A 19530-nucleotide genomic window follows, 5' to 3' on the forward strand; every position below is an offset into this window, starting at 1 on the left:
GGGCGCTGGCGTATGCTGCGCGCCTTCGTACCATGTTGGGGGATGCACGATGAAGATTCGATGGCTGCGCGCGGCCTCGCTGCTGGCGCTGGCGGCGTTCAGCGCGTTCGCGTTGGGCAAGGACAAACAACCGACCGCGATCGTGGTCGGCGGCGGGCTGGCGGGCCTCAGCGCCGCCTATGAACTGCAACAGTCGGGCTGGCAGGTCACCCTGCTGGAGGCCAAGCCGCAGATCGGCGGGCGCTCGGGCCTGGCCACCAGCGAATGGCTGGGCAACGCCAAGGCCCAGCCGACCCTCAACGGCTACCTGGACACCCTCAAGCTGAAAGCGGTGCCGGCGCCGGAATTCGTGCGTACTCCCAGCTACCTGATCGACGGCGTCTACTACAGCTCCGCCGACCTGAAGCAGAAGATGCCCGCCGTGGCCGCCGACCTGGAACGCTTCGAGAAGTCGCTGAACGATCTCTCGGCGTCCATCGACGACCCGCTCGACCCGCTGGCCAACAAGACCCTGTTCGCCCTCGACCAGCTCAACGTCGCCCGCTGGCTGGACAAGCTGAACCTGTCGCCGACCGCGCGCCTGCTGGTCAACCAGCGTATCCGTTCGCACTACGACGAGCCGTCGCGCCTGTCGTTGCTGTACCTCGCCCAGCAGGGCCGGGTGTACCGCAACGTCGATGACCGCGACCTGCGCGCCGAGCGCCTGCCGGGCGGCAGCCAGGTGCTGGCCGAGGCCTTCGTCAAGCAACTGAAGACCATCAAGACCAACGCCCGCGTCAGCGCCATCGTGCAGGACAAGGACGGTGTCACCGTCAAGGCCGGCAGTTCCGGCTACAGCGCCGATTACGCGGTGATCGCGGTGCCGCTGCGCGCCCTCGGCCAGATTCAGCTGACCCCGGGCCTCAACGCCAAGCAGCAGGAAGCGCTGAAGAACACCAACTACGGCTGGCGCGACCAGATCCTGCTGAAGTTCAAGCGCCCGGTGTGGGACGACAAGTCGCGCCTGTCCGGCGAGATCTACAGCGACCAGGGCCTGGGCATGATCTGGGTGGAGCCCGCGCTCAAGGGCGGCGCCAACGTGCTGATCAACCTCTCCGGCGACAACGCCCGCGTGCTGCAGGCCTTCGGCGATCGGCAGATGGTCGACCAGGTGCTGATCCGCATGAACAAGTACTACCCGAAGATGCGCGGCGCCTATTCCGGCTACGAAATGCGCCGCTACAGCACCGACGTCAGCACCGGCGGCTCCTACCTGGCCTATGGCCCGGGGCAGATCAGCCGCTTCTGGCGCGCCTGGGAGCAGCCGCTGCCGCGCGTCGCCTTCGCCGGCGAGCACACCGATGCGCTCTACCCGGGCACCATCGAGGGCGCCCTGCGCAGCGGCAAGCGCGCCGCCGCGCAACTGCGCGACCTGGCCGACGGAAAGACCGTCAGCATCCCCGCGCCGGCCAAGGCCAGCGAAGTGCCGGCGGCGCCGGCCGCGGGCGAGGGCAAGAAGAAGGGCGCGTTCTCCTGGTTCACCGACATGTTCTGAGCCGTGGCGCCCGCCATTGCCTGTGAAAAGGGGCGCCTTCCAGCGCCCCTTTTTCTTTTGCGTCGAATAATTCCCGCACCCGGGGTGTTATCTCGAAAGAGGCACAGAAGGCTCTGGAATGGTCGTTAGCCAGCAAAGCTATCTTGTGAATCGATGTTTCAAAGCAGTAATTTCCACTTTTATCCGATCGTTTTGCCGCTAGTCTTGACGCTCCGGCTTTATCAGGAAACCTCTCGATGCAATGGCGTAATTCGCCCTCCCGTTACGGTCTGGTCAGTCTCTTCCTCCACTGGGGCAGCGCCCTGGTGGTCTTTGGCCTGTTCGGCCTGGGCCTGTGGATGCGCGAGCTGGACTACTACGACACCTGGTACCACCGCGCCCCGGAAATCCACAAGAGCATCGGCATCCTGCTGGCCATCGCCCTGATCGTGCGCATCGCCTGGCGCTTCCTCAGCCCGCCGCCGCCGGCCCCGGCCAACCATGGCGCGCTGACGCGCAAGGCCAGCAAGCTCGGCCACCTGGCGCTGTACGGGCTGCTGATCGCGGTGATAGTCGCCGGCTACCTGATTTCCACCGCCGAGGGCAAACCCATCAGCGTGTTCGGCTGGTTCGACGTGCCGGCGACCCTGAGCGGGCTGCCCGAGCAGGCCGACACCGCCGGCGCCATCCATCTGTACCTGGCCTGGGCCCTGGTGGTCTTCGCCGTACTGCACGCCCTGGCGGCGCTCAAACACCATTTCCTCGACCGCGATGCGACCCTCACGCGCATGCTCGGCCGTTCCACGGATTGACCCCACCTAGCACCCTATGGAGATCACCATGCTGAAGAAGACCTTCGCCGCCCTGGCCCTGGGTACCGCCCTGTTCAGCGTCGGCCAGGCCATGGCCGCCGACTACAAGATCGACAAGGAAGGCCAGCACGCCTTCATCGAGTTCCGCATCAAGCACCTGGGCTACAGCTGGCTGTACGGCCGCTTCGACGACTTCGACGGCGCCTTCACCTTCGACGAGAAGAACCCGGCCGCCGACAAGGTCAAGGTCACCATCAACACCAACAGCGTGAACACCAACCACGCCGAACGTGACAAGCACCTGCGCAGCGGCGACTTCCTCAACGTCTCGAAGAACCCCACCGCGACCTTCGAGTCCACCGGCGTCAAGGCCGACGGCAAGAACGCCGAGATCACCGGCAACCTGACCCTCAACGGCGTGACCAAGCCGGTCACCCTCAAGGCCGAGCTGATCGGCCAGGGCGACGACCCGTGGGGCGGCTACCGCGCCGGCTTCCTCGGCACCACCACCCTGAAGCTGAAGGACTTCAACATCCAGCGCGACCTCGGCCCGGCTTCCCAGGAAGTCGAGCTGACGCTGTCGGTGGAGGGTGTGCGTCAATAAGACGCGGTTGCAGCGAAACGCCGGCGCAAGCCGGCGTTTTCGTTACTGCGGCAGCTCTTCCTGGGCGTCCAGGCAGCGTTGCAGCAGGTGCGCCATACAGCGCTGCTCCTCGGCATCCAGCGGTGCAAAGAGCCTGTCATGGGTGCATGCGAGAATCGCCTGGGCCTGGGCATGGACGACCTTGCCGGCCTCGGTGAGGAACAGCTGGAAGCTGCGCTGGTCCCCCGGGTTGCGCTCGCGGCGGACCAGGCCGCGGCTCTCCATCTCGCGGACCTTGCGGGTGATCAGCGCCTTGTCGCGGCACATCTGCCGGCCGACGTCCTGCAGGTTGATGAGGCCCTCGGCCTCGGCGATCAGCTCCAGCAGGCGGATGTCCGGCGGCGCCAGGTCGATGCCCTGGGCGAGCAGGCCCATCTGCAGCTGGTTGCGCAGATGCTCGAAGAGCGCCATCAGGTTCTGTGGCAGGTCGGGATTCACGGGACGGGTCATGGCCTGGACGGGGTAAACGGAATGTAAAGCCGATTGATCGGCCGATTCATTTTCCTTATTTTAGTTGACGCTATCAACTTTATGACAAGCCGCTCACGCCGAACGGGAATCGTCTGAAGCACCCGCCATGGGCTAAAACGTTTCAGTTGGTTACCGACAAGGCTTTCGGTCGTTTACAAACAAACCTGAATGTAAGTATTTTGCCAGCCTTTCCGGCCCGGCTGCCGCCGTGGTGCCGGATGCTTTCGCTTACGAGGACAACGATATGCAACGAACGCCAGCCAAGCGCGCCCTGGTTCCGGCCCTGCTCGTCGCCATGGCTACCCTTGCCGGTTGCGGCAAGAACGAGGCCCCGCAGCAGGCGCAGACCCCCGAGGTCGGTGTGGTGACCCTGCAGGCCCAGACGGTGCCGCTGAGCACCGAGCTGCCCGGCCGCACCACGGCGTTCCGGGTGGCCGAAGTGCGGCCGCAGGTCAACGGCATCATTCTCAAGCGCCTGTTCAAGGAAGGCAGCGACGTCAAGGAAGGCCAGCAGCTGTACCAGATCGACCCGGCCACCTACGAAGCCACCTACCAGAGCGCCAAGGCCAACCTGATGTCCACCCAGCAGCAGGCCGAGCGCTACAAGCTGCTGGTGGCCGACGAGGCGGTGAGCAAGCAGCAGTACGCCGATGCCCAGGCCGCCGCGCTGCAGGCCAAGGCCTCCGTCGACCAGGCGCAGATCAACCTGCGCTACACCAAGGTGCTGTCGCCCATCTCCGGGCGCATCGGCCGTTCGGCGGTGACCGAGGGCGCGCTGGTGACCAACGGCCAGGCCACCGCCATGGCCACCGTGCAGCAGCTCGACCCCATCTACGTCGACGTCACCCAGCCCTCCACCTCGCTGCTGCGCCTGCGCCGCGAGCTGGCCGCCGGCAACCTGCAGAAGGCCGGCGACAACGCGGCCAAGGTCAAGCTGTTCCTCGAGGACGGTTCGGCCTATCCGCTGGAAGGCAAGCTGGAGTTCTCCGAGGTCTCGGTGGACCAGGGCACCGGCTCGGTGACCGTCCGTGCGGTGTTCCCCAACCCCAAGCATGAATTGCTGCCGGGCATGTTCGTGCATGCCGTGCTGCAGGAAGGGGTGAAGGACAAGGCCATCCTCGCGCCCCAGCAGGGCGTGACCCGCGACCTGCGTGGCCAGCCCACCGCCCTGGTGCTGGGCGCCGACGACAAGGTCGAGCTGCGCAACATCAAGACCGACCGCACCGTGGGGGCCTACTGGCTGGTCACCGAGGGCCTGAAGCCCGGCGACCGCCTGATCACCGAAGGCCTGCAGTACGTCCAGCCCGGCGCCAAGGCCAAGGCCGTGCCGGCGAAGAACGTCGCCCCCGCGCCGGAGGCCGGCAAGCCCGCCGCCTCGGACAGCCAGGGTTAACCAAGGGGTTTCGCAATGTCGAAGTTTTTCATTGACCGGCCTATCTTCGCCTGGGTTATAGCCCTGGTGATCATGCTGGCGGGCGGGTTGTCGATCCTCTCGCTGCCGGTGAACCAGTACCCGGCCATCGCCCCGCCGGCGATCGCCATCCAGGTCAGCTACCCGGGCGCTTCCGCGGAAACCGTGCAGGACACGGTGGTCCAGGTGATCGAGCAGCAGATGAACGGTCTCGACCATCTGCGCTACATCTCCTCGGAGAGCAACTCCGACGGCAGCATGACCATCACCGTGACCTTCGATCAGGGCACCAGCCCGGACATCGCCCAGGTCCAGGTGCAGAACAAGCTGCAGCTGGCCACGCCGCTGTTGCCGCAGGAAGTGCAGCAGCAGGGCATCCGCGTGACCAAGGCGGTGAAGAACTTCCTGATGGTCGTCGGTATCGTCTCCGAAGACGGCAGCATGACCAAGGAAGACCTGTCGAACTACATCGTCTCCAACATCCAGGACCCGCTGTCGCGGACCGCGGGTGTGGGCGACTTCCAGGTGTTCGGTTCGCAGTACGCCATGCGCATCTGGCTGGACCCGGCCAAGCTCAACAGCTACCAGCTGACGCCCAACGACATCGTCACCGCGGTGCAGGCGCAGAACGTGCAGATCTCCTCCGGCCAGCTGGGCGGCCTGCCCGCGTTGCCGGGACAGCAGCTCAACGCGACCATCATCGGCAAGACCCGCCTGCAGACCGCCGAGCAGTTCGGCGACATCCTGCTCAAGGTCAACACCGACGGCTCCCAGGTGCGCCTGAAGGACGTCGCCCGGGTGGCGCTCGGCGGCCAGGACTACAGCATCAACGCGCAGTTCAACGGCAAGCCGGCCTCGGGTATCGCCATCAAGCTGGCCACCGGCGCCAATGCGCTGGACACCGCCAAGGCGATCCGCGCCACCATCGGCCGCCTGCAGGAGTTCATGCCCGAGGGCATGAAGGTGGTCTACCCGTACGACACCACCCCGGTGGTCTCCGCTTCCATCCATGAAGTGGTCAAGACCCTCGGCGAGGCGATCCTCCTCGTGTTCCTGGTGATGTACCTGTTCCTGCAGAACTTCCGTGCCACCCTGATCCCGACCATCGCCGTGCCGGTGGTGCTGCTGGGCACCTTCGGCGTGCTGGCGGCGTTCGGCTTCTCGATCAACACCCTGACCATGTTCGGTATGGTGCTGGCCATCGGCCTATTGGTGGACGACGCCATCGTGGTGGTGGAGAACGTCGAGCGGGTGATGGCCGATGAAGGCCTGCCGCCCAAGGAGGCGGCGCGCAAGTCCATGGGCCAGATCCAGGGCGCGCTGGTGGGCATCGCCATGGTGCTCTCGGCGGTGTTCCTGCCGATGGCGTTCTTCGGCGGCTCCACCGGGGTGATCTACCGGCAGTTCTCCATCACCATCGTCTCGGCCATGGCCCTGTCGGTGCTGGTGGCGCTGATCCTCACCCCGGCGCTGTGCGCCACCATGCTCAAGCCCATCGAGAAGGGCGACCACGGCGAGCACAAGCGCGGCTTCTTCGGCTGGTTCAACCGCAAGTTCATCGACACCACCCACGGCTACGAGCGTGGCGTGACCTCGATCCTCAAGCACCGCTCGCCGTACCTGCTGCTGTACGTGGTCATCGTCATCGGCATGGCCTGGCTGTTCACCCGCATCCCCACGTCCTTCCTCCCCGACGAGGACCAGGGCGTGCTCTTCGCCCAGGTGCAGACGCCGCCGGGTTCCACCGCCGAGCGCACGCAGAAGGTGGTCGACCACATGCGCGAGTACCTGCTGGACAAGGAAGGCCAGGCGGTCAGCTCGGTGTTCACCGTGACCGGCTTCAATTTCGCCGGCCGCGGCCAGAGCTCGGGCATGGCCTTCATCATGATGAAGCCCTGGGAAGAGCGCCCCGGCTCGGAGAACAGCGTGTTCGCCGTGGCCGAGCGCGCCCAGCACTACTTCTTCAGCATCAAGGACGCGATGGTCTTCGCCTTCGCCCCGCCGGCGGTGCTGGAGCTGGGCAACGCCACCGGTTTCGACATCTACCTGCAGGACCAGGCGGGCGTCGGCCACGAGGCGCTGATGCAGGCGCGCAACCAGTTCCTCCAGCTCGCCGCGCAGAACCCCGTGCTGCAGCGCGTGCGCCCCAACGGCCTGAACGACGAGCCGCAGTACCAACTGCTGATCGACGACGAGAAGGCCAGTGCGCTGGGCGTTTCGCTGGCGGACATCAACAACACCATCTCCATCGCCTGGGGTTCGAAGTACATCAACGACTTCATCGACCGCGGCCGGGTGAAGAAGGTGTACGCCCAGGGCGAGCCCGGTGCGCGCATGAGCCCGGAAGACCTGGCCAAGTGGTACGTGCGCAACAGCAGCGGCGAGATGGTGCCCTTCACCGCCTTCGCCACCGGCAAGTGGGCCTACGGCTCGCCGAAGCTGGCGCGCTACAACGGCGTGCCGGCCATGGAAATCCTCGGTGAGCCGGCCCCGGGTCGCAGTACCGGCGAGGCCATGGCGGCGGTGGAAGAGATCGTCCAGCAACTGCCCAAGGGCGTCGGCTATTCCTGGACCGGCCTGTCCTACGAGGAGCGCCTGGCCGGCTCGCAGACCACCTCGCTGTTCGTGCTCTCGGCCATCGTGGTGTTCCTCTGCCTGGCGGCGCTGTACGAGAGCTGGTCGATCCCGTTCTCGGTGATGCTGGTGGTGCCCCTGGGGATCATCGGTGCGCTGCTGGCCACCTCGATGCGCGGGCTGTCCAACGACGTGTTCTTCAAGGTCGGCCTGCTCACCACCATCGGCCTGTCGGCGAAGAACGCCATCCTTATCGTGGAGTTCGCCAAGGAACTGCACGAACGCGAGGGCAAGCACATCGTCGACGCGGCCATCGAGGCCTGCCGCATGCGTCTGCGCCCGATCGTCATGACCTCGCTGGCCTTCATCCTCGGCGTGGTGCCGCTGGCGATTTCCAGCGGCGCCGGCTCCGGCAGCCAGCACGCCATTGGTACCGGCGTGATCGGCGGCATGGTCACCGCGACCGTGCTGGCGATCTTCTGGGTGCCGTTGTTCTACGTGGTGGTCAGCACCCTGTTCAAGGACAAGGCGTCCAAGGAACAGGCGACCACCGAGAAGGGGCATTGATATGAGAAAGTCCTTACTCAGCCTGGCCCTGGCGACCGCCGCGCTGTCCGGCTGTTCGCTGATCCCGGACTACCAGCGCCCCGAGGCGCCGGTAGCCCAGGCCTACCCCCAGGGCCCGGCCTATGCCGGCGCCCAGGGCGGCGGCGCGACCGCCGCCGCGGACCTCGACTGGCAGAGCTTCTTCAGCGACCCGCAGCTGCGCCGCCTGGTCGAAGTGGCCCTGGGCAACAACCGCGACCTGCGCGTCGCCGCGCTGAACGTCGAGGCCTACCAGGCGCAGTACCGCATCCAGCGTGCCGAGCTGTTCCCGGCGGTGAGCGCCGACGTGAGCGGTTCGCGCCAGCGCCTGCCGGAGCGGGTGTCGACCACCGGCAACGACATGATCAGCAGCCAGTATGGCGCCACCCTGGGCGTCACCGCCTGGGAAGTGGACCTGTTCGGCCGCCTGCGCAGCCTGCGCGATGAGGCCCTCGAGCAATACCTGGCGACCGAAGAGGCGCGCCGCAGCACCCAGACCGCGCTGGTGGCCAACGTCGCCAACGCCTACCTGACGCTGCGCGCCGACCAGGCCCAGCTGCAGCTGACCCGCGACACCCTGGCCACCTACCAGAAGAGCTACGACCTGACCAAGCGCAGCAACGAGGTCGGCGTCGCGTCGGCCCTGGACCTGCGTCAGGCGCAGACCTCGGTGGAAAGCGCGCGGGCGACCCTGGCGCAGTACACCCGCCTGGTGGCTCAGGACCAGAACGCCCTGACCCTGCTGCTGGGTTCCGGCGTGCCGGCCGACCTGCCGCAAGGCATGGACCTGGAGCAGCAGGTGCTGGCCCAGGTGCCGGCGGGCCTGCCCTCGGACCTGCTGCAGCGGCGCCCGGACGTGCTGGAAGCCGAGCACCAGCTCAAGGCGGCCAACGCCAACATAGGCGCGGCGCGCGCGGCCTTCTTCCCGAGCATCAGCCTGACCGCCAACGCCGGCAGCCTGAGCCCGGACCTGTCCGGCCTGTTCGACGCGGGTTCCGGCACCTGGCTGTTCAAGCCGTCCATCAGCCTGCCGATCTTCAACGCCGGCAGCCTGAAGGCCAGCCTGGACCTGGCCAAGGTGCAGAAGAACATCTACGTCGCGCAGTACGAGAAGGCCATCCAGACCGCCTTCTCGGAAGTCGCCGACGGCCTGGCCGCACGGGGCACCTATGGTGAGCAGCTGACCGCCCAGCGCGCCCTGGTCAAGGCCAGCGAGGACTACTATCGCCTGGCCGAGAAGCGCTACCGCACCGGCGTGGACAACTACCTGACCCTGCTCGACGCCCAGCGCTCGCTGTTCAGCGCCCAGCAGCAGCTGATCACCGACCGCCTGAACCAGCTCACCAGCGAGGTGAACCTGTACAAGGCGCTCGGAGGCGGCTGGCAGGAAAGCACCGCGCAGAAGCAGTCGCAGCCACAGCCCAAGGGCTGAGGCCTCGGCCCACGGAAACGCCGCCCCTCGGGGCGGCGTTTTCGTTTGTGGAGCCCAGCGATTTTCGTAGGAGCGGATTTATCCGCGATTTTCGTGCATGGGATCGGCCCATCGCGGACGGAGTCCGCTCCTACGATCGTGCCTCCCAGGAATTGTAGGAGCGGGCCCTGCCCGCGATTCGCGCGCAGGGCGCGCTCCTACAGGGGGAGTGGCGCGGGTAGGGTTGCGTAGGAGCGGATCTCATCCGCGAATCGCGCCGGGACGTCCGGCCATCGCGGACAAGGTCCGCTCCTACGGGGGAATGGCGCGGGTGGGGTTGCGTCGACATCGTAGGATGGGTTGAGCGGAGCGATACCCATCGCCATGGTCCGATGGGTATCGCAAGCTCAACCCATCCTACGAAGAGCGTCCCTGCACGGTTGGTGTACAACCGCGAACGGTTGTACGCCCTACAACACGGCGCCTTGCCCGGCCGGGCGGATGTCGTGGTCGGCCAGCCAGTCCAGGGCGCATTCGCGCAGGCGTTCGGACTGGTAGTCGTACCAGGCCTGGAGCAGGTCCGGGTAGCCCATGAGCACGTGGCGGAAGGCCTTGAACGGCTTGCGGCCTTCCAGGGCCGAGGCCATGGCGGCGTAGGCGTGGGGTTCGCCGACTTCGCGGAGGAAGTCGCGCATCAGCTCCAGGGATTCGCGGCTGCTCAGCGGCTCGATCGGCAGCAGGCGCTCCGGGTCCTGCTCCAGCAGGAGCAGCAGGTCCGGGTCGGGGGAGTCGCTCAGCAGCGGCACCACCTGGCCGCTGCCCAGGTCCAGGTAGTGCTCTATGTCGCTGGTGTCGAGGGCGACGGCGAGTTCGTCGAGGTCGATGGTCAGCGGGCGCATGGTCACTCTCCGGTTGGGCGAGAGCCCAGCCTATCCCATGCGCGGCCTTCCTGTCCGCTGCAATCCTGTTACAGGCGGAAGCGCCCGACCTGGCTCTGCAGGTCGCTGCCCAGGCGCGCCAGTTCGTTGCTCGAGGCGGCGGTCTGCTGGCTGGCGGCGGCCGATTGCTCGGCGATGTCGCGGACCTGGCCGACGCTGCGGCTGATCTCGGCGGCGACGCTGCTCTGCTGTTCGGCGGCGGAGGCGATCTGCAGGTTCATGTCCTGGATCTGTGCCACGCTGCGGGCGATGGCGGCCAGCGCGTCGCCGGCGCGGCGCGTCAGCTCGACCGAGTCGCCGGTCAGCTCGCGGCTGTCGTCCATGCATTGCGCGGCGTCCTCGGCGCCGCGCTGCAGGGCGGCGATCAGCGCCTCGATCTCGGCGGTGGACTGCTGGGTGCGCTGGGCCAGCGCGCGCACTTCGTCGGCGACCACCGCGAAGCCGCGCCCGGCCTCGCCGGCGCGGGCCGCTTCGATGGCGGCGTTGAGGGCCAGCAGGTTGGTCTGCTCAGCCACCGACTTGATCACGTCGAGCACGCTGCCGATCTTCCCGCTGTCGCCGCGCAGGCGCGCCATGGCCTGGGTGGAGCGTTCCACCTCGGCGGCCAGCTGGTCGATGCGGGCGATGGCCTGGCCGACCACCTGCTCGCCGTCGCGGGCCTGGGCGTCGGCCTGGCGGGCGGTGCCGGAGGCCTGCTCGGCGTTGCGCGCCACTTCCTGCACGGTGGCGGCCATTTCCTCGATGGCGCTGGCCACCTGCTCGGTTTCCAGGCGCTGGCTGTCGACGCCGGCGCGGGTCTGCTCGGTGACCGCCGACAGCTCGTCGGCGGCGGTGGCCAACTGACCGACGCTGCCGCCGATGTGGCCGATCAGCTCGCCCAGGCTGTCGCGCATGCGCAGCATGGTGCGTTGCAGCTGGCCCAGCTCGTCGCGGCGCTGCAGGTGCAGGTCGCCGCCCAGGTCGCGGGACAGGTCGCCCTGGGCGATGTGCTCGGCCAGTTCGAGGGATTCGTGCAGCGGGCGGACGATCTGGCGGTTGATCGCCCACACCGAGAGGGCGCCGAAGAACAGCGCGAACAGGGCGGTCAGCGCCTGGTGCCATTGTGCCTGGCCGGCTGCCGCGTCGCGCTGTTGCAGGCCCTCCTCAAACAGGGCGCCGCTGGCGCGGAACAGGGTTTCGGCACGGCTGTCGAGGCTGGGGTTGGCTTGGGCGCGTTGTTGCTGGTCGGCGCGCAGCAGGTCGTCGGCAGCCTGGGCGTAGTCGGCAAGGGCCTGGCGCAAGGCGTCGAGACGGGGCCCGGCGAAGCCGTCGCGGGCCAGGCGTTCGCTGCCGGCCTGCAGCTCGCCCAGTACCGAACGCAGGCGCTGGGCCTGCTCCGCGCTGCCTTCGAGCTGGTAGCGCAGGCGCGCCAGTTCCGCCTGGCGGGCGCCGCCGTCGAGCTGGCCGATGTGCGTCAGGCGTTCGCTGTAGGCGCCCTGTTCGTTCAGGCCCTGGATGCCGCCGAGCAACACCAGCAGGGTCAGCAGCAGGCAGATGCCGAAGCCCACGGTGAGCTTGAGGCTGACGTTCATGCGGCCGAGCTGAAGGACCAGCCAATCGTACATGTCGAATACTCCAGGCAGACGAGGCCGCGGGACGGGCCCGAAGCCGGAAATGCAGGCTGTTTTGTCGTTCTTCTTGTCGTGCAGGCGAGGGACTTTTTCGGGACGCATCTGTGTGCGCCAAAGCTTATCGGCGATTTTGTCTGAAACTTCAGTGCCAAATTCGTAATTTTTCGTACGTCGGCAAAGGCCCGCCAGGACGGCGGGCCGGAGGGGGAGGACTCAGAGGCGGAAACGGCCGACCAGGCCCTGCAGCTCGGTGCCCAGGCGCGCCAGCTCGACGCTGGAGGCGGCGGTTTCCTCGCTGGCGGCGGCGGTCTGCTCGGAGATGTCGCGCACGCTGAGCACGCTGCGGTTGATCTCCTCGGCCACCGCGCTCTGTTGCTCGGCGGCGGCGGCGATCTGCTGGTTCATCGACTGGATGCCGGAGACGGTGCGGGTGATGGCCTCCAGCCGCTCGCCGGCGCGGCGCGCCAGTTCCAGGGTGTTGTCGGTGAGTTCGCGGCTGCTCTCCATGCGCTGCACGGCCTGCTGGGTGCCGCTGTGCAGGCCGGCGATCAGTTCCTCGATCTCCTCGGTGGACTGCTGGGTGCGGCGGGCCAGGGCACGCACCTCGTCGGCGACCACGGCGAAGCCGCGCCCGGCGTCGCCGGCGCGGGCCGCTTCGATGGCGGCATTGAGGGCCAGCAGGTTGGTCTGCTCGGCCACCGCCTTGATCACGTCGAGCACGCTGCCGATCTTCTCGCTCTCGCGCTTGAGCTGCTGCACCGCTTCGTTGGAGCGGCCCACCTCGCCGGCCAGGCGGTCCATCTGCCCGACCGCCTCGCTGACCGCCTGGGCGCCGGCGCCGGCCTCGCGGTCCGCGGCGCTGGCGGCTTCCGAGGCTTCCTCGGCGTTGCGCGCCACTTCCAGCACGGTGGTGGCCATCTCGGTCATGGCCGTGGCCACCTGGTCGGTCTCGCTCTTCTGGTTGTTCACCCCGGCGCTGGTCTGCTCGGTGACCGCCGAGAGTTCCTCCGCGGCGCTGGCGATCTGGGTGACGCCGTCGTGGATGCGGCCGATCAGCTCGCGCAGCGACTGGCTCATGCGCTGCATGCTGGCCTGCAGCTGGCCCAGCTCGTCGCGGCGCTCGACGCGCAGTTCCTGGCTGAGGTCGCCGTCGGCGATGCGCGCGGCGGCGGCCAGCGACTGGCGCAGCGGCAGGACGATCTGGCGGGTGATCAGCCAGGCCGCCAGCACGCCCAGCACCAGGACCAGCAGCGAGGCCAGGGCCAGCAGTTGCCTGGCCTGGCTGGCGTCTTCATCGCGCTTGGCCGTCTGGCCGTCGCTCAGTTCGGCGCTGAGTTTCTCGATCAGCAGGCCGCTGTCGCGCATCTGGTTGCGCGCCTGCTGGCTGTTGTTGACTTCGTTGCGGTAGCGGTCCAGCGCCTTGCGGTAGTCGCGCAGGGCGTTCACCACGGCCTGGTAGTTGGCCTGCTGCTCCGGCACGGCGGCCTGGGCGTGCTGTTCCACGGTGGCGGTGACCTGCTCCAGGGCGCTGATCGCGCCCTGTTCGAGGCTGGGGTCTTCGTTGGCGGTGTAGCTGAGCACCTGGAAGCGGGCGTCCATCAGCTGGCGGCCCAGCTCGGAGACGTCGGCGATGGCCTTGAGGGAGTCGACGCTGCCGCTCTCCACCAGGTGCTGCTCCACCAGTTCCAGCCCCTGGGTGACCACCGAAGCCTTGCGGATCAGCGTCTTGCGCGCGCTGTCGCGGCTGTCGAAGGACTTGTGCAGGCCTTTGAACAGGGTGCGGTACTGGCTGGTGAGCTGGCGTTGCCGCTCGACCTTCTCCAGGTCCGAGGAGGCGACGAGCAACTGGCCGACGCGCTGTTGCTGCTGGTCCAGCTCGTTGATGCTCTGTTCCACCAGCTTGGCGTCTTCCGCGGTGCGGCTGGACTGGTATTTCAGGCGGGTGGTGCGCAGGTCCTTGGTCATGGCGAGCAGCTTGGAGATTTCGCCGATCTTGTCGCCCCGGGATATCAGGCTGTTCAGGTTGAGCGCGCCGGTCAGCGCGATGAGCAGGGTGAGCAGCAGCACCAGGCCGAAGCCGATGGCGAGTTTCCAGTTGACCGTGAGATTGCTGAACCAGCGGGACATGAACGCGGCGCTCCAGGGGACGATGGGGCTGCGGCTGCCGCGGGGGCGGCCGCCGATTGACCAATGCCTGTCATATCGGCGAGGCGACACGAATCTGAAATTTCTTTAGTAAATTTCTGACCGACGATTCCCGGTGGGGCTGCCGAGAGGGTTCGGGTCAGAACAGTCGGGCCAGCAGGGCGGTGACCGCGGTTTCCACGCGCAGGATGCGCTCGCCCAGTTGCACCGGGGCCAGCCCGGCCTCGCGCAGTTTCTCGACCTCGTAGGGAATCCAGCCGCCCTCGGGGCCGATGGCCAGGGTCACGGCCTGCTCGACCGCGCGCGGGCAGGCCGGCCAGGGCCCGGGATGACCGATCAGGCCCAGGCTGCCGGCGGCCAGGGCCGGCAGGCGGTCCTCGACGAAGGGCTTGAAGCGCTTTTCGAGGGTCACCTCGGGCAGCACGGTGTCGCGGGCTTGTTCCAAGCCGAGGACCAACTGCTCGCGGATGGCCGCGGGTTCCAGGAAGGGCGTCTGCCAGAAGCTCTTTTCCACCCGGTAGCTGTTCAGCAGCACCAGGCGCGGCACGCCCATGGCGGCCACGGTCTGCAGCACGCGGCGGAGCATCTTCGGCCGCGGCAGGGCCAGCAGCAGGGTCAGCGGCAGCTTGGCCGGCGGCGCCTGGGTGAAGCTCACCTGCAGCTCCGCCTCGTCGCGGGAAAGGCTCAGCAGGCGGCCTTCGCCCATCAGCCCGCCCAGGCGGCCGACGCGCAGGCTGTCGCCGCTTTCGGCGCGGTGCACTTCGTGCAGGTGGGTGAGGCGGCGGTCGCGCAGCAATACGCGGTCCGCCGCGACGAAGTCGGCGTCGTCGAGCAGCAGCAGGTTCACGGGCGCGTCGCTGGCGGCTGGTCGCCTTTCTCTTCGGGTTGCGCATCCTCGTCGCGGTTGCGCTTGCGGATCAATCGACTGAACAGCACCCCGGCCTCGAACAGCATCCACATGGGCACGGCCAGCAGCGTCTGCGACATCGGGTCCGGCGGGGTGAGGACCATGCCGACCACGAAGCAGCCGATGATGACGTAGGGGCGGATCTTCTTCAGGTAGGCCACGTCGACCACCCCGATCCACACCAGCAGCACCGTAGCCACGGGGATTTCGAAGGCCACGCCGAAGGCGAACAGCAGGGTGAGGAAGTCCAGGTAGCTGTTGATGTCGGTCATCGGCGTCACCCCTTCCGGGGCCTGGCCGAGGAAGAAGTGGAACATCAACGGGAACACCAGGAAGTAGGCGAAGGCCATGCCGGTGTAGAACAGCACCACGCTGGAGGCCAGCAGCGGCAGGGCCACGCGCTTCTCGTGCTTGTACAGGCCGGGGGCGATGAAGCCCCAGATCTGCGCCAGGATCACCGGCATGGCCAGCAGCACGGCGACGATCATGGTCAGCTTCAGCGGCGCGAGGAACGCCGACGCCGGGTCGATGGCGATCATGGTCGCGCCTTCCGGGAGGAAGCGGCGCAGCGGCGCGGAGGCCAGGGCGTAGATCTTCTGCGAGAAGTACAGCAGGCCGATGAAGATCACGAAGATCGCCACCACGCAACGCAGCAGGCGCGTGCGCAGCTCGGTCAGGTGCGAGACCAGGGGCATTTCCTGGTCGTTTTCGGGCTGTTCGGGTTTTTCGTCGCTCATGGGGTACGCGGCGTCTCGGACGGAGGGGCGGCGGCCGGCGCGGCCGGGGCCTCGGGCGCGGCTGGCGCGGCGGGTGCCTCGGGTGCGGCCGGGATACCGACGCCGGGCATGTTGGCCAGGCGGCTGTTCGGGGCGATGGTCGGCGGCGCGGGCGCTGCCGTGGGCTCGGCCTGCGCGGCGCTATCGGCCGGCGGCTGCTGGCCGGTGAGCGGCGCCATCAGCTTCTGCGCTTCACGTTCCATCTGCAGGATGTGCTCGTTGTGCAGTTGCCGGCGGATCTCGTCGGCGCCCAACTCGCGCTCCACTTCCTGCTTGATGGCGTTGAAGCTGCGTTTCAGCCGGCCGATCCACAGGCCCGCGGTGCGCGCGGCGCCGGGCAGGCGCTCGGGGCCGAGCACCAGCAGGGCGACCAGGCCCACCAGTAGCAGTTCGCTGAAGCTGATTCCGAACATGGCGTTCTTCCCATCAGTCCTTGCGCTGCGGCTCTTCGACCTTCTGCGCCTGGGCGTCGATGGTGTGCGGCTGGTTCAGCGGCGGGTTGGCCGGCGGCTGCTGCTGGGGTTTCTCTTCCTCTTCGGTGTTCATCGCCTTGCGGAAGCCCTTGACCGCCTCGCCGACGTCCGAGCCCAGGGTCTTCAGGCGCTTGGTGCCGAATACCAGCACCACCACGATCAGGATGACGACCCAGTGTTTCCAGTCAAAGATGCCCATCTTGTTCTCCTCGAAGTAATCGGGTTCAGGCCGACGGCTGGCGCGCGGCTTTCTCGTCGTGGCCGGAGAGGCCGAAACGGCGCTCCAGTTCGTCCAGCACCGCCTGGGGATGCTGGCCGAGGGCGGCGAGCATGACCAGGGAATGGAACCAGAGGTCGGCGGTTTCGTAGATCAGGTCCGTGCAGTCGCCGCTCTGCGCGGCGTCCTTGGCGGCGAGGATGGTTTCCACCGATTCCTCTCCGACCTTTTCCAGGATCTTGTTCAGTCCCTTGTGGTACAGGCTGGCCACGTAGGAGCTTTCGGGGGCGGCGTTCTTGCGCCCCTCCAGCACCTCGGCCAGGCGCGCGAGGGTGTTGTCACTCATGGCTGTGCCCCGGCTTGTCGTAGATGGCGTGCGGGTCCTTGAGCACCGCGTCGACGACCTTCCAGCCGCCGTCCTGGTAGACCCGGTAGAAGCAGCTTTCGCGGCCGGTGTGGCAGGCGATGCCGCCGACCTGCTCGACCATCAGGATGACGACGTCGGCGTCGCAGTCCAGGCGCAGTTCGTGCAGCTTCTGCACGTGACCGGACTCCTCGCCCTTGCGCCAGAGCTTGCCGCGCGAGCGCGACCAGTAGATGGCGCGGCCCTCGGCAGCGGTCAGGGCCAGGGATTCGCGGTTCATCCAGGCCATCATCAGCACGCGGCCCGTCTTGTGGTCCTGGGCGATCGCCGGCACCAGGCCGTCGGCGTTCCAGTGAATTTCGTCCAGCCAGTCTTTCATCTTCGCTTCCGTACAGCGGGCGTTCTCGCGCCCCGCGGCAGTTTCATCAACGACCAAGTGTGCCAGCAGTGGCGACGACTGGCTATCGGCGCAGAATCAGATACAGACCACCGGCCAGCATGGCCCAGGCCGGCCAGGCCTCGATACTGTGGGTGGCCAGGCCGATCTGGGTGGCGCCGGCCACCAGCACTGCGCCGATCAGTCGCGGCACCCAGGCGCCGGCCAGGGACTGGGCGCCGGTCGCTTGCGGCTCCTGGGGCTGCGCCAGGCGCTCCAGGGTGTCGCGGGTCATCTGCGCCAGGTGCGGCAGTTGCTCGACGTGCTGCTGGGCGTTGCGCAGCAGCTGGGCGGGGCTCATGCGCTCGCGCATCCAGCGTTCCAGGTAGGGCTGGGCGGTGCTCCACAGGTCCAGCTCGGGGTAGAGCTGGCGGCCCAGGCCCTCGATGTTCAGCAGGGTCTTCTGCAGCAGCACCAGTTGCGGCTGCACTTCCATGTTGAAGCGCCGCGCGGTCTGGAACAGGCGCAGCAGCACCTGGCCGAAGGAGATGTCCTTGAGCGGCTTCTCGAAGATCGGCTCGCACACCGTGCGGATCGCCGCCTCGAAGTCGTTGACGCGGGTTTCCGCCGGCACCCAGCCGGAGTCGATGTGCAACTGGGCGACCTTGCGGTAGTCGCGCTTGAAGAAGGCGATCAGGTTGCGCGCCAGGTAGTCCTGGTCCTCGTCGGTGAGGCTGCCGACGATGCCGCAGTCCACCGCGATGTACTGCGGGCTCCAGGGCGTGCGGGTGCTGACGAAGATGTTGCCCGGGTGCATGTCGGCGTGGAAGAAGCTGTCGCGGAACACCTGGGTGAAGAAGATTTCCACGCCACGCTCGGCCAGGGCCTTGAAGTCGGTGCGCTGGTCGCGCAGGGTGTTCAGGTCGGTGACCGGGATGCCGTAGATGCGCTCCATCACCAGCACCTTGGGCCGGCACCAGTCCCAGTACACCTGGGGCACGTAGAGCAGCGGCGAGCCGTCGAAGTTGCGCCGCAGCTGGCTGGAGTTGGCCGCCTCGCGCAGCAGGTCGAGTTCGTCGTAGATGGTCTTCTCGTAGTCGCTGACCACTTCCACCGGGTGCAGGCGGCGGGCGTCGGCGGAGACGCGCTCGGCCAGGCGGGCGAGGATGAACAGCCAGGACATGTCGGCGCGGATCACGGGCTTGAGGCCCGGGCGGATCACCTTGACCACCACTTCCTCACCGCTTTTCAGCTGCGCGGCATGCACCTGGGCCACCGAGGCCGAGGCCAGCGGCTCGCGCTCGAAGCGGGCAAAGACCTGCTCGACCTTCGCCCCCAGCTGCTCCTCGATCAGCGCCACCGAGGCTTCCGGCGGGAACGGCGGGACCTTGTCCTGCAGGCGCGCCAGCTCATTGGCGATGTCGTCGGGCAGCAGGTCGCGGCGGGTGGAGAGGATCTGCCCGAACTTGATGAAGATCGGCCCCAGGCCTTCCAGGGCCAGGCGGATGCGCTCGCCGCGGCTCAGTTCCAGCTTGCGCCGCGGCAGCCAGCGCCAGGGCAGCAGGCCGCCGAGCAGGCGCAGGTACCAGGGCAGCATCGGCAGTTCGAGGATGAGGTCGTCGAGGCGGTAGCGGATCACCACGCTCTGGATGCGCAGCAGGCGGCGGAAGGCGAGCAGCTTCATGCGTCGGGTTTCAGCTTCTTGGACAGGCGCGCCAGGCGCGCGTCGAGGCGATCGAGGGCGATCTTCAACTGGTCGAGTTCGGCGAAGCGCGCTTCGGCCTCGTTGCGCCCGACCAGGGTGCGGCTTTCCTCGGCGAGGTAGTCGGCCAGGCTCAGGCGCAGGCTTTCCAGGCTGTCGCCGGCCCAGCGCGCGCCGCCGCGCAGGCGGCTGCCGAGCAGTTGCGCGGGCAGCGGGCCGAGCCAGCGCTGCACTTCGTATTCCCAGTCCAGCTCCAGGCTCTGGAGGATGTCGGCCAGCTCCAGGAGCAGGGCGCTATCGCCGCCCATTTCCACTTCCGGGCTGTGCAGCACGCTGGTCTTGTCGGCGGCCAGGGCCAGCTGCAGCAGGCGCCCGGCCGGGGCGCGCAGGGTGCAGTCGACCGCGGCCTCGTGGTGCGCGGCCAGGTGCAGGCCATCGGCGTCGGGGAGGATGAACAGGCGCAGCGGCGGCGCCTGGCAATCCACTTCCAGGACCCGCCCGGCGAGCCGGGCGAGGCGCTGCAGGGCCACGCCGTCCAGGCGCAGCACGCGGTTCACGCCGGCTTCGGCGCTGGCCAGCAGCGCCTGGGTCAGGAGCGCCAT

General features: G+C 67.7%; 18 protein-coding genes and 1 pseudogene. 6 read left to right on the forward strand and 13 right to left on the reverse strand.

The annotated features are described in order from the left end of the window. Positions 1–49 precede the first annotated feature (49 nt). The 3 genes from ACTWJ5_RS02635 to ACTWJ5_RS02645 all read left to right on the forward strand — a co-directional run bounded on the left by ACTWJ5_RS02635 (position 50) and on the right by ACTWJ5_RS02645 (position 2929). Positions 50–1534, forward strand: a complete 1485-nt coding sequence (locus tag ACTWJ5_RS02635) for a flavin monoamine oxidase family protein (protein ID WP_444437412.1) — start codon at positions 50–52, stop codon at positions 1532–1534. A gap of 236 nt (positions 1535–1770) precedes the next feature. After that, complete coding sequence (locus ACTWJ5_RS02640) at positions 1771–2325, forward strand: cytochrome b (RefSeq protein ID WP_009615275.1); 555 nt, start codon at positions 1771–1773, stop codon at positions 2323–2325. 28 nt (positions 2326–2353) lie between these two features. Beyond that, positions 2354–2929 (forward strand): YceI family protein, encoded by a 576-nt coding sequence (locus ACTWJ5_RS02645; protein ID WP_444437413.1) that lies wholly within the window; start codon positions 2354–2356, stop codon positions 2927–2929. A gap of 42 nt (positions 2930–2971) precedes the next feature. Here ACTWJ5_RS02645 and ACTWJ5_RS02650 read toward each other — a convergent pair whose 3' ends face one another. After that, complete coding sequence (locus tag ACTWJ5_RS02650) at positions 2972–3418, reverse strand: MarR family transcriptional regulator (protein ID WP_074984235.1); 447 nt, start codon at positions 3416–3418, stop codon at positions 2972–2974. Positions 3419–3683: 265 nt separating this feature from the next. Here ACTWJ5_RS02650 and mexA point away from each other — a divergent pair, with 265 nt between their 5' ends. From mexA to ACTWJ5_RS02665, 3 genes are read left to right on the forward strand one after another with little or no spacing between them, the layout of a single operon-like run. Next, positions 3684–4832: a multidrug efflux RND transporter periplasmic adaptor subunit MexA gene (mexA, locus tag ACTWJ5_RS02655; protein WP_074984233.1), complete on the forward strand. Its 1149-nt coding sequence runs from the start codon at positions 3684–3686 to the stop codon at positions 4830–4832. A gap of 15 nt (positions 4833–4847) precedes the next feature. Beyond that, positions 4848–7991 carry an efflux RND transporter permease subunit gene (locus ACTWJ5_RS02660; RefSeq protein ID WP_116425518.1) on the forward strand — a complete coding sequence of 1048 codons (3144 nt, stop codon included), beginning with the start codon at positions 4848–4850 and terminating at the stop codon, positions 7989–7991. A gap of 1 nt (position 7992) precedes the next feature. Further along, positions 7993–9441 (forward strand): AdeC/AdeK/OprM family multidrug efflux complex outer membrane factor, encoded by a 1449-nt coding sequence (locus tag ACTWJ5_RS02665; protein ID WP_444437414.1) that lies wholly within the window; start codon positions 7993–7995, stop codon positions 9439–9441. A gap of 449 nt (positions 9442–9890) precedes the next feature. On the opposite strand, the gene ACTWJ5_RS02670 is transcribed toward ACTWJ5_RS02665, so the two are convergent. The 12 genes and pseudogenes from ACTWJ5_RS02670 to ACTWJ5_RS02725 all read right to left on the reverse strand — a co-directional run bounded on the left by ACTWJ5_RS02670 (position 9891) and on the right by ACTWJ5_RS02725 (position 19530). Continuing rightward, entirely contained in the window at positions 9891–10319 is a 429-nt protein-coding gene (locus tag ACTWJ5_RS02670; protein ID WP_444437415.1) for a UPF0158 family protein, read from the reverse strand. Between the two features lie 68 nt (positions 10320–10387). Beyond that, entirely contained in the window at positions 10388–11962 is a 1575-nt protein-coding gene (locus ACTWJ5_RS02675; RefSeq protein ID WP_444437416.1) for a methyl-accepting chemotaxis protein, read from the reverse strand. A gap of 219 nt (positions 11963–12181) precedes the next feature. Beyond that, complete coding sequence (locus ACTWJ5_RS02680) at positions 12182–13054, reverse strand: methyl-accepting chemotaxis protein (protein ID WP_444439517.1); 873 nt, start codon at positions 13052–13054, stop codon at positions 12182–12184. Between the two features lie 30 nt (positions 13055–13084). After that, positions 13085–14095: pseudogene (locus ACTWJ5_RS02685) on the reverse strand (methyl-accepting chemotaxis protein); the annotation flags it as partial. Positions 14096–14252: 157 nt separating this feature from the next. After that, entirely contained in the window at positions 14253–14960 is a 708-nt protein-coding gene (locus tag ACTWJ5_RS02690; RefSeq protein ID WP_444437417.1) for a 16S rRNA (uracil(1498)-N(3))-methyltransferase, read from the reverse strand. After that, on the reverse strand, positions 14957–15757 hold the full coding sequence (gene tatC / locus ACTWJ5_RS02695) for a twin-arginine translocase subunit TatC (protein ID WP_074984215.1): 801 nt from the start codon (positions 15755–15757) through the stop codon (positions 14957–14959). Before tatC ends, ACTWJ5_RS02690 begins: the two co-directional genes overlap by 4 nt. Next, entirely contained in the window at positions 15754–16209 is a 456-nt protein-coding gene (gene tatB / locus ACTWJ5_RS02700) for a Sec-independent protein translocase protein TatB (protein WP_253392509.1), read from the reverse strand. The genes tatC and tatB overlap by 4 nt, the downstream gene beginning before the upstream one ends. Positions 16210–16222: 13 nt before the next feature. After that, complete coding sequence (locus ACTWJ5_RS02705; protein ID WP_043319122.1) at positions 16223–16468, reverse strand: twin-arginine translocase TatA/TatE family subunit; 246 nt, start codon at positions 16466–16468, stop codon at positions 16223–16225. 25 nt (positions 16469–16493) lie between these two features. Then, entirely contained in the window at positions 16494–16832 is a 339-nt protein-coding gene (locus ACTWJ5_RS02710; protein ID WP_009615404.1) for a phosphoribosyl-ATP diphosphatase, read from the reverse strand. Further along, entirely contained in the window at positions 16825–17229 is a 405-nt protein-coding gene (gene hisI, locus ACTWJ5_RS02715) for a phosphoribosyl-AMP cyclohydrolase (RefSeq protein ID WP_009615405.1), read from the reverse strand. Before hisI ends, ACTWJ5_RS02710 begins: the two co-directional genes overlap by 8 nt. A gap of 82 nt (positions 17230–17311) precedes the next feature. Further along, entirely contained in the window at positions 17312–18910 is a 1599-nt protein-coding gene (gene ubiB, locus ACTWJ5_RS02720) for a ubiquinone biosynthesis regulatory protein kinase UbiB (RefSeq protein WP_444437418.1), read from the reverse strand. Further along, complete coding sequence (locus tag ACTWJ5_RS02725) at positions 18907–19530, reverse strand: ubiquinone biosynthesis accessory factor UbiJ (protein ID WP_058487681.1); 624 nt, start codon at positions 19528–19530, stop codon at positions 18907–18909. Before ACTWJ5_RS02725 ends, ubiB begins: the two co-directional genes overlap by 4 nt.

The sequence above is a fragment of the Pseudomonas sp. A6 genome, assembly GCF_052367875.1.
Classification (GTDB): domain Bacteria; phylum Pseudomonadota; class Gammaproteobacteria; order Pseudomonadales; family Pseudomonadaceae; genus Pseudomonas; species Pseudomonas citronellolis.

What these genes read in the sequence shown, in the direction of transcription:
- ACTWJ5_RS02635 (WP_444437412.1), top strand. Translation starts at nt 50, where the DNA reads ATGAAGATTCGATGGCTGCGCGCGGCCTCGCTGCTGGCGCTGGCGGCG.
- ACTWJ5_RS02640 (WP_009615275.1), top strand. Translation starts at nt 1,771, where the DNA reads ATGCAATGGCGTAATTCGCCCTCCCGTTACGGTCTGGTCAGTCTCTTC.
- ACTWJ5_RS02645 (WP_444437413.1), top strand. Translation starts at nt 2,354, where the DNA reads ATGCTGAAGAAGACCTTCGCCGCCCTGGCCCTGGGTACCGCCCTGTTC.
- ACTWJ5_RS02650 (WP_074984235.1), bottom strand. Translation starts at nt 3,418, where the DNA reads ATGACCCGTCCCGTGAATCCCGACCTGCCACAGAACCTGATGGCGCTC.
- mexA (WP_074984233.1), top strand. Translation starts at nt 3,684, where the DNA reads ATGCAACGAACGCCAGCCAAGCGCGCCCTGGTTCCGGCCCTGCTCGTC.
- ACTWJ5_RS02660 (WP_116425518.1), top strand. Translation starts at nt 4,848, where the DNA reads ATGTCGAAGTTTTTCATTGACCGGCCTATCTTCGCCTGGGTTATAGCC.
- ACTWJ5_RS02665 (WP_444437414.1), top strand. Translation starts at nt 7,993, where the DNA reads ATGAGAAAGTCCTTACTCAGCCTGGCCCTGGCGACCGCCGCGCTGTCC.
- ACTWJ5_RS02670 (WP_444437415.1), bottom strand. Translation starts at nt 10,319, where the DNA reads ATGCGCCCGCTGACCATCGACCTCGACGAACTCGCCGTCGCCCTCGAC.
- ACTWJ5_RS02675 (WP_444437416.1), bottom strand. Translation starts at nt 11,962, where the DNA reads ATGTACGATTGGCTGGTCCTTCAGCTCGGCCGCATGAACGTCAGCCTC.
- ACTWJ5_RS02680 (WP_444439517.1), bottom strand. Translation starts at nt 13,054, where the DNA reads ATGCAGCGCATGAGCCAGTCGCTGCGCGAGCTGATCGGCCGCATCCAC.
- tatC (WP_074984215.1), bottom strand. Translation starts at nt 15,757, where the DNA reads ATGAGCGACGAAAAACCCGAACAGCCCGAAAACGACCAGGAAATGCCC.
- tatB (WP_253392509.1), bottom strand. Translation starts at nt 16,209, where the DNA reads ATGTTCGGAATCAGCTTCAGCGAACTGCTACTGGTGGGCCTGGTCGCC.
- ACTWJ5_RS02705 (WP_043319122.1), bottom strand. Translation starts at nt 16,468, where the DNA reads ATGGGCATCTTTGACTGGAAACACTGGGTCGTCATCCTGATCGTGGTG.
- ACTWJ5_RS02710 (WP_009615404.1), bottom strand. Translation starts at nt 16,832, where the DNA reads ATGAGTGACAACACCCTCGCGCGCCTGGCCGAGGTGCTGGAGGGGCGC.
- hisI (WP_009615405.1), bottom strand. Translation starts at nt 17,229, where the DNA reads ATGAAAGACTGGCTGGACGAAATTCACTGGAACGCCGACGGCCTGGTG.
- ubiB (WP_444437418.1), bottom strand. Translation starts at nt 18,910, where the DNA reads ATGAAGCTGCTCGCCTTCCGCCGCCTGCTGCGCATCCAGAGCGTGGTG.
- ACTWJ5_RS02725 (WP_058487681.1), bottom strand. Translation starts at nt 19,530, where the DNA reads ATGGCGCTCCTGACCCAGGCGCTGCTGGCCAGCGCCGAAGCCGGCGTG.